The organism is Streptomyces sp. NPDC001843, assembly GCF_042891955.1.
In the GTDB taxonomy this organism is placed as follows: Bacteria; Actinomycetota; Actinomycetes; order Streptomycetales; family Streptomycetaceae; genus Streptomyces.
In genome coordinates, this window is record NZ_JBIATQ010000004.1 from 263,196 (window position 1) to 274,627 (window position 11,432).

9 protein-coding genes are annotated in these 11,432 nt (G+C 72.0%); 7 read left to right on the forward strand and 2 right to left on the reverse strand.

Annotated elements, in window-relative coordinates:
- Nucleotides 1-102 precede the first annotated feature (102 nt).
- Together ACFYZQ_RS12645 and ACFYZQ_RS12650 are read left to right on the forward strand one after the other, a co-directional pair.
- Entirely contained in the window at nt 103-930 is an 828-nt protein-coding gene (locus tag ACFYZQ_RS12645; protein ID WP_389145415.1) for an enoyl-CoA hydratase-related protein, read from the forward strand.
- On the forward strand, nt 927-1,511 hold the full coding sequence (locus ACFYZQ_RS12650) for a DUF2889 domain-containing protein (RefSeq protein WP_389145418.1): 585 nt from the start codon (nt 927-929) through the stop codon (nt 1,509-1,511). Before ACFYZQ_RS12645 ends, ACFYZQ_RS12650 begins: the two co-directional genes overlap by 4 nt.
- A gap of 192 nt (nt 1,512-1,703) precedes the next feature.
- On the opposite strand, the gene ACFYZQ_RS12655 is transcribed toward ACFYZQ_RS12650, so the two are convergent.
- Nucleotides 1,704-2,933: an acyl-CoA dehydrogenase family protein gene (locus tag ACFYZQ_RS12655; RefSeq protein ID WP_389145421.1), complete on the reverse strand. Its 1,230-nt coding sequence runs from the start codon at nt 2,931-2,933 to the stop codon at nt 1,704-1,706.
- A gap of 111 nt (nt 2,934-3,044) precedes the next feature.
- Between ACFYZQ_RS12655 and fabG the strand changes: the two genes are divergently transcribed.
- Genes fabG through ACFYZQ_RS12680 form a run of 5 tightly spaced genes read left to right on the forward strand, consistent with a single transcriptional unit; the run spans nt 3,045 to nt 8,529 of the window.
- Nucleotides 3,045-3,791 carry a 3-oxoacyl-ACP reductase FabG gene (gene fabG / locus ACFYZQ_RS12660; protein WP_389145424.1) on the forward strand — a complete coding sequence of 249 codons (747 nt, stop codon included), beginning with the start codon at nt 3,045-3,047 and terminating at the stop codon, nt 3,789-3,791.
- Nucleotides 3,792-3,826: 35 nt separating this feature from the next.
- The gene (locus ACFYZQ_RS12665; RefSeq protein WP_389145427.1) at nt 3,827-5,071 is read left to right on the forward strand and encodes an acetyl-CoA C-acetyltransferase; all 1,245 of its coding nucleotides are present in this window, start codon (nt 3,827-3,829) and stop codon (nt 5,069-5,071) included.
- A complete protein-coding gene (locus ACFYZQ_RS12670; RefSeq protein ID WP_389145430.1) occupies nt 5,071-6,513 on the forward strand; it encodes an OB-fold domain-containing protein in 1,443 nt (480 codons plus the stop codon). Before ACFYZQ_RS12665 ends, ACFYZQ_RS12670 begins: the two co-directional genes overlap by 1 nt.
- A complete protein-coding gene (locus tag ACFYZQ_RS12675) occupies nt 6,510-7,718 on the forward strand; it encodes an acetyl-CoA acetyltransferase (protein WP_389145433.1) in 1,209 nt (402 codons plus the stop codon). Before ACFYZQ_RS12670 ends, ACFYZQ_RS12675 begins: the two co-directional genes overlap by 4 nt.
- A 16-nt stretch (nt 7,719-7,734) precedes the next feature.
- Entirely contained in the window at nt 7,735-8,529 is a 795-nt protein-coding gene (locus tag ACFYZQ_RS12680) for an SDR family NAD(P)-dependent oxidoreductase (protein ID WP_389145436.1), read from the forward strand.
- 40 nt (nt 8,530-8,569) lie between these two features.
- Here the strand turns inward: ACFYZQ_RS12680 and ACFYZQ_RS12685 are convergent, their stop codons facing one another.
- Nucleotides 8,570-11,329: an ATP-binding cassette domain-containing protein gene (locus tag ACFYZQ_RS12685; RefSeq protein WP_389145439.1), complete on the reverse strand. Its 2,760-nt coding sequence runs from the start codon at nt 11,327-11,329 to the stop codon at nt 8,570-8,572.
- Between the last annotated feature and the right edge of the window lie 103 nt (nt 11,330-11,432).

An 11,432-nucleotide genomic window follows, 5' to 3' on the forward strand; every position in this document is an offset into this window, starting at 1 on the left:
TGATCTTGTCTTCCGCGGACCTGGTCTGGTGCAGGCGCCACTGCTGGGTATATAGATGATTCATCTACCTATAACCTCCAGGTCCACGCGGGAGTGACCTCGATGACCGAGAAGCCGACCCCGGTGATCCTCTCCGAACTCAACCCCGACGGGGTCATGCTCCTCACCCTCAACCGGCCCGAGCGGCACAACGCCTGGACGCTGGAGATGGAGCTGCTCTACAACGAGCTGTTCGACCGGGCGGAGTCCGACCCACGGGTGCGGGCCGTCGTCCTCACCGGCGCCGGACGCAGCTTCTGCCCGGGGATGGACATGAGCGTGCTGGACGGGGCCTCGTCCGGTGCCCGCCCGTGGCCCACCGGCGAGCTGCCACCGCGCACCCGCCCCATGTCCTTCCCGAAGCCCGTCGTGGCGGCCGTCAACGGCGCCTGCGCGGGCATCGGGTTCAACCAGGCGCTGATGTGCGACGTCCGGTTCGCCGTGCCGCACGCCAAGTTCGCCGCCGCCTTCAGCGCACGCGGGCTGGTGGCCGAGGACGGGGTGTCCTGGATCCTGCCCCGGCTGGTCGGCTACGGCAACGCCGCCGACCTGCTGCTGTCCTCGCGCCGTTTCACCGGGACGGAGGCCCTGTCGATGGGCCTGGTCAACCGTCTGGTCGAGCCGGAGGAACTCCTTTCCGAGGCCCTCGCCTACGCGGCCGAGCTGGCCCGCTCGGCGAGCCCCTACGCGATGTCCCTCATCAAGCGGCAGCTCGCCGACGACCAGGCGAGGACCTTCACCGAGAGCAGCGACAGCGCGGCCGCACTCCTGGCCGTGGCCAAACGCGCCCCGGACTACCGCGAGGGAGTGCTCAGCTTCATCGAGCGCCGGCGGCCCCGGTTCGCGGGGCTCGGTGAGACGGTGCCCCAGCCGGTGGAGACCTCGTCATGAGCCGCGCCGGACTCCCACTGCACCGCCGTACGATCTCTGTCACCGCGCACGAGGAACAGGGTGGCGGCGAGATCTCCGTCGAGGCGGAACTGCGCGACGAGCGCCCCTGGGAGGAGCCGCCGGGCGGGGTCGTCCACCGGATGACGCTGACCGTGCGGATCCGCCTCGACGACATGGTGATCACGGCCGCCGACGCGGACATGCGAACCTTCCCGCACGCGGAGTGCCCACGGATCACCCCGGCCTTCGACGGCCTGGTCGGGCTCGGTGTCACCGCCGGGTACAACCGGGCGATCCAGGAGCGCTTCCGCGGCATCTCCGGCTGTACGCACCTGTACGAGCTGGCACGCGCCCTCGGGCCCGCGGTCGTGCAGGCGGCGATCTCGGCGGGCGCGCTGCGCCGCGCGGCCGACGGCGAACCGGTCCACAACCCGCGCGCCACGGCTGGCGTGCTGAACAGCTGCCACATCTGGGCGCCGGACGGCGTGGGCCTGCGCAAGCTCGACGCGGGCTGGCGCCCGGGCACGGGGCCGCGACCGGTCCCGGAGCTGGGTACCTTCGAGAGCCCCGGCGACGCCTGACCGGTCCGGCCGGTCCGGTGGCCTCCAGGGCCCCTGCCGGTCCGGTGGTTCCGGCGCCCCTTGGCCGGCCAGGCCGCCCCAACGACTCCTGGGCGGTCGGGCGGCCCCTGGCGGGTTGGGTGACCCCTGGCCGGTCCGGCGGCCCTGGTCGCCCCGGTCGCTCGGGACCGCTCGGGGCGGCGACCTGCCCCGCTACTGACCGGCACTCGTCCGCGGCTCGCGCGGCAGCCCGAGCACCTTCTCCGCGAGGATGTTCCGCTGCACCTGGGACGTGCCGGCGTAGATCGTGCCCGAGCGGGCGATCAGGTACGTCGTCGACCAGGACGCCGAGGAGTTCGCGGCGCCGGGGTCGTCGGTTCGGTAGGTGCGCAGGGGCGGCCGGCCCACCGGCACCTGGCCGTGCAGGCCCATGATGTCCATCGCCAGATCGGTGACCTCGGTGTGGTATTCGCTCCAGTACAGCTTGGCGATCGACGACTCGGGACCCGGCTCCGCGCCCCTCAGCCAGCCAGTGAGTATCCGGTATCCGAGGCACCGCATGATCTCCACCTTGGACCAGCACCAGGCGATGCGCTGCCGGACGACGGGGTCCTGGTCCTTGCCGTACAGGCGGGCCAGTTCCACCAGACGCTCCACCTCCGCCCGGAACAGGATCGGGTTGGTCGCCGCCTCCTCCCCGCGCTCGACGCCGAGCAGGCTCTGGGCGACCGTCCAGCCGTTGTCGACGCCTCCGACGACGAGATCGGCGTGCGTGCGGGCGCCGTCGAAGAAGACCTCGTTGAAGTGCAGCTGCCCGCTCATCATGCGGAACGGCCGTACCTGGACGCCGGGTTGGTCCAGTGGCACGAGAAGGAACGAGATCCCGCGGTGCTTGGGCGCGTCCCGGTCCGTGCGGGCCAGGACGAAGATCCAGTCGCTGTGGTGGGCGCCGGACGTCCACACCTTCTGCCCGTCGAGCACCCATTCCCCGCCGTCCAGCACCGCGCGGGTCTCCAGAGAAGCCAGGTCGGAACCCGCGTCCGGCTCCGAGTACCCCTGGCACCAGGTGTCCTGGCCGCTGAGGATGCGGGGGAGGAAACGGCTCTTCTGCTCCTCCGTGCCCCAGCGCAGCAGCGTGTTCGCCAGCATCTTCACGCCGAAGGTGTCCTGCGGAAGCCCGAACGGCACCCCGGCCAGGGCGAGCTCCTCCATCAGGACGACCTGGTGGAGCTTGGACAGGCCGCGGCCGCCGTACCGCTCGGGCCAGGTGAGGGACAGGTAGCCCCGCTCGACGAGCCGGCGGCGCCAGTCCCGGGCGAAGGACCAGGCCGCTTCCTCGTCCAGGGCGCCGATGCCCTTCCAGTCCGGCGGCAGTGTCTCGGCGAGGAACGCGCCGACCTCGGCGCGGAACGTCTCGGTCTCCGGGGGATAGCTGATGTCCACCTGCGATCTCTCCTCGTCGGCCCTGCCCGCACAGCTGATCGCTGTATTGATTGTTTCAGCATAATAGGTTATCTATTTAGAAGGAATAGCGTCGAGTCAGGGCGGGCTGACATGGGATTGCTGGACGGCCGGAACGCGGTGATCACCGGCGGCGCACAGGGCATCGGCTTCGAGATCGCCGGCGTCCTCGGCGGCGCGGGCGCCCGCATCGTCCTCGGCGACATCAACGAGGCCGCCGCGGCCGAGGCCGCCGCACATCTCGCCGAGAACGGCGTGGCGGCCACCTCGCTGCGCTGCGACGTCACCGACGAGGACGAGGTGGCCGCCCTCGTGGCCCACTGCACCGACACCTTCGGGCCGGTCGGCGTCATGGTCAACAACGCCGGCATCACCCGGGACGCGACCCTGCGCAGGATGCCCCTCGCCGACTTCCGCGCGGTGATCGACGTCCATCTCACCGGAGCCTGGAACGGCACCCGGTACGCCGCCGAGGCGATGCGGGCGCACGGACAGGGCGGCAGCATCGTCAACATCTCCTCCATCGCCGGCAAGGTCGGCAACTTCGGCCAGACCAACTACAGCGCGGCCAAGGCCGGACTCGTCGGCCTCACCAAGGCCTCCGCCAAGGAGCTCGCGAAGGCGGGCGTCCGCGTCAACGCCGTACAGCCCGGCCTGATCCGTACCGCCATGACCGAGGCGATGCCCCGCGCCGCCTGGGACGCGAAGCTCGCCGAGATCCCGCTGGGCCGCGCCGGCGAGCCCGCCGAGGTCGCCCAGGTCGTCCTCTTCCTCGCCTCCGACATGGCGAGCTACATCACCGGAGCCGTGGTCGAGGTGACCGGCGGCCGGTACATGTGACCTCCGCGCATCCGCCGAGACGAAAGGCCTGCCCGATGCCCGCCCCCCTCCGTGACGCCGTGATCTGCGAACCCCTGCGTACTCCCGTCGGCGGCTACGGCGGTGTCCTGCGCGACGTGACCGCGGCCGAGCTCGCCGCCACGGTCGTGCGCGCCGTACTGGAACGCACCGGCATACCGCCGACGGCCGTGGACGACGTCCTGCTCGGTCAGTGCTACCCCAACGGCGAGGCACCCGCCATCGGCCGCGTGGCCGCCCTGGACGCCGGTCTGCCCGTCGAGGTACCGGGACTCCAGATCGACCGCCGTTGCGGCTCCGGGCTCCAGGCCGTCATCACCGCCGCGATGCAGGTGCAGACCGGTGCGAGCGACCTCGTCCTGGCCGGTGGCGTCGAGTCCATGAGCCGGGCCGAGTTCTACACCACCGACGTCCGCTGGGGCGTACGCGGCGCGGGCACCACACTGCACGACCGGCTGGCCCGCGGGCGCGTCACGTCGGGCGGCGTCAACCACCCCGTCCCCGGCGGCATGCTGGAGACCGCCGAGAACCTGCGCCGGGAGTACGCCATCCCCCGCGAGGAGCAGGACCGACTCGCCCTGCGCTCGCACGAGAAAGCCGTCGCGGCCCAGCGGGAAGGCCGCTTCGCCGACGAGATCGTGCCCGTCGCCGTACGGGACCGGAGGGGCGAGACGGTCGTCGACACCGACGAACACCCGCGCCCCGACTCGTCGTTGGAGAAGCTCGCCCGGCTCCGGCCCGTACTCGGCCGACAGGACCCCGAGGCGACGGTGACCGCGGGGAACGCCAGCGGTCAGAACGACGGCGCGGCGATCTGTGTCGTCACCCATCCCGAACGCGCCGCCGAACTCGGCCTGCGCCCGCTGGGCCGCCTGGTCTCCTGGGCCGTCGTCGGCGTGCCGCCCGAGACGATGGGGATCGGGCCCGTGCCCGCCACGGCCAAGGCCCTGGAACGCGCGGAGCTGAAGCTCGCCGACATCGACCTGATCGAACTCAACGAGGCCTTCGCCGCCCAGGTACTGGCCTGCACCCGCGAATGGGGCCTGACCGAGAGCGACTTCGAACGGTTCAACGTCAACGGTTCCGGCATCTCGCTGGGCCACCCCGTCGGCGCCACCGGCGGCCGCATCCTCGCCACCCTGCTGCGCGAACTCGACCGCCGCCAGGCCCGCTACGGCCTGGAAACGATGTGCCTCGGCGGCGGACAGGGCCTGGCGGCCATCTTCGAACGCACCGGCAACGAAGCTCCTGGAGGACGCTGATGCCCGGACTCATCGCATACGGCGCCTACGTGCCGTACCACCGCCTCGCGCGAGCGGACGTCGCCGCGGCACTGGGAACCCCGCCGGCCAAGGGGACGAGGGCGGTCGCGGGCTACGACGAGGACACCACGTCCATGGCCGTCGAGGCGGCCCGGGCCGCACTGGCCCGCGACGGCCTGCGCCCCCGCATCGGCCAGCTCTTCCTGGCCACCGCCGCGCCCGCCTACCTGGACAAGACGAACGCGACCGCGGTCCACGCCGCGCTCCGCCTCGACGAGCACGTGCTCGCCGTCGACATGGCCGGCTCCGTACGCTCAGGTCTCGGCGCGCTGGTCACCGCCGCCCGCTCCCCGATACCGACCCTGACGGTCCTGTCCGACCTGCGCACCGGCCTGCCCGGCGGCAGCGACGAGGTCGCGGGCGGCGACGGTGCGGCGGCGTTCGTCTTCGGCGGCCACCGCAACGGAGCCCCCGTCGTCGCCGAACTCCTCGCCCACGACACGGTCAGCGACGAGATCCTCGAACGCTGGCGGCTGCCCGGCGCCCCCGCCTCCCGGGTCTGGGAGGAGCGCTTCGCCGAGGAGATCTACGTGTCCCTCGCGGACAAGGCGCTCACCGCCGCCCTCGACCAGGCGGGGCTGGACCGCAGGGCGATCGACCACCTCGTCGTCTCCGGCCTCCACGCACGCGCGTGCGCGGCGGTACGGCGGACGGCGGGCACACGTCCCGAGGCGGTGACCCCGGACCTCGCCGCGACGATCGGCAACGCCGGCACCGCCCAGCCCGGAGTGCTCCTCGCCGACGTCCTCGACCGCGCCGCACCCGGCGAGACCATCGCCCTCGTCGTGCTCGGCGACGGCGCCGGAGTGCTCCTGCTGCGCACCACCGACGCACTCCCCGCCCACCGCAGCGCCCGCCCGGTCGCCGCACAGATCGCCGCGGGCAGCGCCCCGATGCCGTACGCCACGTACCTCTCCTGGCGCGGCCTCCTTGACCGCGAACCACCCCGCCGCCCGGACCCCGAGCCGCCCTACGCCCCACCCGCCCACCGTCGCAGCGCCTGGAAGTACGGCCTCGTCGCGTCCCGCTGCGAGAAGTGCGGCACCCGGCATCTGCCGCCGGACCGGGTGTGCACCTCCTGCGGCAGCGTCGACACCATGACCGACGAGCCGATGGAGCACGTGGGCGGCACGGTCGCCACCTTCACCGTGGACCGGCTGGCCCACACCCCGAGCCCACCGATGCTCGTCGTGGTCGTCGACTACGACGGCGGCGGCCGGTTCCGCTGCCAGCTCACCGACGCGACCGAGGCCGACGCGGTCATCGGCGCCCGGGTGGAGATGACGTTCCGGCGCACGGTGACCGCCGCCGGGGTCCACAACTACTTCTGGAAGGCCCGGCCGGTGCGCACCGCCGGCGAGACCGAGGAGACACGCGGATGAGCTCGCACGGAATCCGGGACCGGGTCGCGATCGTCGGCATGGGCTGCACGCCCTTCGGCGAGCACTGGACCCGCTCGGCCGACGATCTGCTGGTGGACGCGGTGGGCGAGGCGGTGACCTCGGCCGGGGTCACCCTCGACGACATCGACGCGTTCTGGTTCGGCACCCAGGCGTCCGGCGTGTCCGGCCTCACCCTGAGCCGGGCGCTGCGCCTGCCGCACAAGCCGGTCACCCGGGTGGAGAACATGTGCGCGACCGGTTCCGAGGCGCTGCGCAACGCCTGTTACGCCGTCGCGTCCGGGGCGTACGACGTCGCGATGGCCGTCGGCGTGGAGAAACTCAAGGACTCCGGCATGTCCGGGCTGTCGGGCACCGCGATACCCGGCGCGGGCGACGACAGCCGCGGGGAGATCACCGCCCCGGCCAACTTCTCCCTTCTCGCCCCCGCCTATGCGGCCAAGTACGGGCTCTCCGTCGAGGAGATGAAGGACGTCATCACCCGCATCGCCTGGAAGAACCACGTCAACGGGGCCCGCAACCCCCGCGCGCAGTTCCGCAAGGAGGTGCCGCTGGAGCGCATCCGGTCGGCGCCGGTCGTCGCCGGCATGCTCGGCGTGTTCGACTGCTCGGGGGTCTCCGACGGCTCGGCCGCCGCGATCGTCGTACGCGCCGAGGACGCCTACCGGTACACCGACAAGCCGGTCTTCGTGAAGGCGCTGTCCTTCGTCGCCGGCCCGGCGGACGGGCTCCTCGACCCCGAGTACGACTTCACCACCTTCCCCGAGGTGGTGGCCTCCGCGCAGGAGGCCTACCGCCAGGCCGGCATCACCGACCCGCGGTCCGAGCTCGCGCTCGCCGAGGTCCACGACTGCTTCACGCCCACGGAACTGGTGCTGATGGAGGACCTCGGCTTCTCCGAGCGCGGCCAGGCCTGGAAGGACGTCGCTGCCGGGGCCTTCGACCTGGACGGCTCGCTGCCGGTCAACCCGGACGGCGGACTGAAGGCCTTCGGCCACCCCATCGGCGCCTCGGGCCTGCGCATGATGTTCGAGGCGTGGCTGCAGCTGCGGGGCGAGGCGCCCCCCGACCGGACGGTCAAGTCCCTGGCCGAGGGACGTTCGCTCGCCCTGACCCACAACCTCGGCGGCGGCCCCGGCGAATGCGTGTCGTTCGTCTCCGTCGTCGGCAGTCAACTCTCGGCCTGAGAAAGGTGGTTCGCCCATGGGACGGCTCCAGGACAAGATCGCGATCGTCACCGGAGCCGCCTCCGGCATCGGCGCGGCCACCGCACGCCGCGTGGCGGCGGAGGGAGCGCACACGGTCGTCGCCGACCTGAACACCGAGGGCGCCGAGGCGGTCACCGAGGAGATCCGCGCCGCCTCGGGCTCCGCCACGGCGGTCACCGTCGACCTGGGTGACGTCGACAGCGTGCGCGCCATGGTGACCACAACGGTGGAGACCTACGGCGGCCTCGACGTCCTGCACAACAACGCGGCGGCCACCCACCTGGCCGCCCTTCAGGACCTCGCCGTGCTCGATGCCGACCCGGTGGTGTGGGACGACACGATGCGGATCAACCTCCGCGGGACCATGGTCGCCATCCAGGCCGCCGTCCCGCACATGATCACCCGCGGCGGCGGCTCGATCATCAACACCTCGTCCGGATCCGGCCTCGCGGGCGACCTGCGCAACCCCGCGTACGGCGCCTCCAAGGCCGCCCTCATCAACCTCACACAGTACGTCGCCACCCAGTACGGCAAGCTGGGCGTCCGTTGCAACGCCGTCGCTCCCGGCTTCATCGTCACGCCGGCGAGCTCGGGCTCGGCGCACGGGGCCATCCGGGAGGCGATGCTGCGCCATCACCTCACGCCGCGTCTGGGACGCCCGGAGGACGTCGCCGCGGCGGTCGTCTTCCTCGCCTCCGACGAGTCGGCCTTCATCACCGGGCACACCCTGCGCGTGGACGGCGGGCTGCTGTCCCACGCGCCCTATGTCGCGGAGCTGCGTGACGCCTGAAGGGCGCGCCCGGCGCGAGCACCGGCGGAGCCGGAGGCGGTCAGGACATCGCCTCCGGCTCCAGGTCGCCCAGATAGGCCGCCCTGACCGCCGGGTCACGGCGTACCTCCTCCGGCGCACCGGCACAGATCCGGCGTCCGAAGTCCAGCACGACGACCTGGTCGCAGACGTTCATGACCATGTCGACGTCGTGCTCGACGAGCAGCACCCCCATGCCCCAGTCCTCGGCGAGCCGCCGCACCAGCCGGGCCAGCTCCCGCGTTTCGTCGTCCGACAGCCCCGCCGCCGGTTCGTCGAGGAGCAACACGGACGGGGAGGCCGCCACCGCACGGGCGATGGCCAACAGCCGCCGTTCTCCGTACGACAGGTCGCCCACCGGCCGGTCCAGGCTGTCCTGGAGGCCGAACTCCCTGACGGCGACCAGCACATGGGAGGGAAGCGGACGGCTGCCGGGACGGACCAGGTCCGTGAGCCACGCCCACCGGCCGGGCCGGTCGCAGGCCGTGTACAGGTTGTCCAGCACGGTCATGTCCTCGAACAGCTCCAGCGACTGGAAGGACCGGCTCAGCCCCGCCGTGGCCCGCCGGTGCACCGGCAGCCGGGTCAGCTCCCGGTCGCCCAGGCGCACGCGGCCCGACGCGGACCGAGTGAAGCCGGTGACGGCGTCGATGGCGGAGGTCTTGCCTGCGCCGTTGGGACCGATCAGCCCCACGACCCGGCCGGGCTCGACGTCCAGCGAGAGCCCCTCGACGGCGACGACACCGCCGTAGCGGACGGTCAGGCCCCGCACGCGGAGGGGGAGTGGCGTGGCTCGGGGCACGGCTGCCTCTCGCGTCGAAGCCGCCGAAACCGTGGAAGTCGTCGAACCCGTCGAAACCGCGGAAGCCGTCGAAGCCTGGGAAGCCGCCGGGGCCGCCACCGCCTCGCGCTTGGACGACAGCCTGCGCCGGATGCCCTCCGACTGCCTGCCCACCTTCTTCCCGATGCCGTCCTGGTTGCCCACCAGCGTCAGCACCAGGACGATCCCGCCGATCAGCGGTATCCAGTCGCTCAGGCCGGGCAGCACCAGGTCCCCGAACCGGGCGCCCACCGTACCCGCGGCGAAGGTCGCGCCGAACAGCGGCCCGACGAGGAATCCGACGCCGCCGATGACCGCGAGCCCGAGCGCGGTGATGGAGTCGAAGGAGGCGAAGTCGGAGAAGACCACCGAGGTGGACCGGAATCCGGTGAGCACCCCGGCGAGCGCGGCGATGGCCGCGGACAGGCCGAAGGCGTAGAGCTTGGCCGCGCGGACGTCGATGCCGAGGGCGGCGGCGGCCCGCTCGTTCGCCCGTACGGCGACGAGCCGCCGGCCGGTGCGGCTGCGCCGTACGCAGGCGACCACGAGCGCGGCGGCGGTGAACAGCACGAGCACCACGGCGGCATACCGCTGCGGATGGTCGATTCCGGAGATGCTGATCCCGAACAGGGTCTGCTTGCCCACGGCGATGCCGTCGCTGCCCGGCGTCGTCGACAGACCGGTGTTCTGGAAGACCATCGCCTCCAGGGTGGTGCCGAGACCGAGCGTGATGATCGCGAGGTTGACACCGCGGGTGCGGACCGCCGGGAGCGCGAACAGCAGGCCGATCGGTACCGTGCCCAGCACGCCTGCCAGCAGGGCGAGTTCGAATGGCCAGCCCCAGTCGGCCGACGCGTGCCCAGCGATGAAGGCGCCCGTCCCGGCAAGGGCGTAGGCCGCCAGGGAGACCTGCCCCGCGTAACCGGTGACCACGACGAGCGACAGGATGATCAGCGACAGCACCAGCGTGTTGGTGATCGCGTCGGCCCACAGCGGTGTCGACACGCTCACCAGCAGCAGCCCGGCCACGACGGCCACGGCCAGCGGCACGGGGCGCACCCTGCCGGTGCCCAGCGCGGGCAGCCGGTCCAGGAACGTCCCGCGCAGCGGAAGCGCCCGGCCCCGTGCGACCAGCACCAGGGCGATGAAGAGGAAAGGCACCGACGAGGCGAGACCTGTGACGCCGGAGCCGAAGCGGGTCAGTTCGGACTGCACGACCCCGATGACCAGACCGCCCGCCAGGGTGACGGGGAAGGACGAGAACCTACCGACCAGGGCGGCGGCCAGCGCGCTCAGCAGGAGGGTGGTCAGCCCGGTCACCGACAGACCGATGACCGGCACGATCAGGATGCCCGTCAGCCCCGCGAGTGCCGAGCCCAGCGCCCAGTTGCCGGTGGCGATCAGGTCGGGGGACCAGCCGAGCGAGGCGGCGGCACCCTCGTTCTCCGCGACCGCGGTGGTGCCCAGGCCGAACAGGGTGCGCTGGTAGAGGAGATGGAGGCCCGCGGTCACGACGACCGCGATACCGAGCAGCCAGACACGGTCCTCGGAAACCGTCGCCCCGGCGATCGTCAGCAGCCGGGCGGGCAGTTTGCCCGGCACCAGTTGCAGGCTGTCGCCGTAGCGTTTGACGGCGGTCGCGGTGAGCACGATGAAGACCGCCAGCGTGCCGACCAGTCGGGCCAGTGTGGACGCCCGGCGCAGCGGGCGCAGCACCAGCAGATGCGTGAGGACGCCCAGCACCGTGGAGGCGAGGACCCCGCACACGGTGGCGGGCCAGTAGGGGACACCGTGGTGGGAGGCGAGCTCCCACTGCACGTAGGCGCCCGCCATCCCGATCGCGCCGTGTGCGAGGTTCAGGACCCCGGAGCCCCGGTAGACCAGCACGATGCCGTGCGCGGTGAGTGCGTAAAGGGCTCCGAGCCCCAGGCCGAGCAGTGCGAACCGCAGAACGTCGTCCATCTGTGGCACCTCCAGACAGACAGAGTAATTATTTAAATAATTGTGTCCAGAGTACTTCACTAACGAATGTCTCACCTCCATGCTGTTCGGCATCTCGACGTCG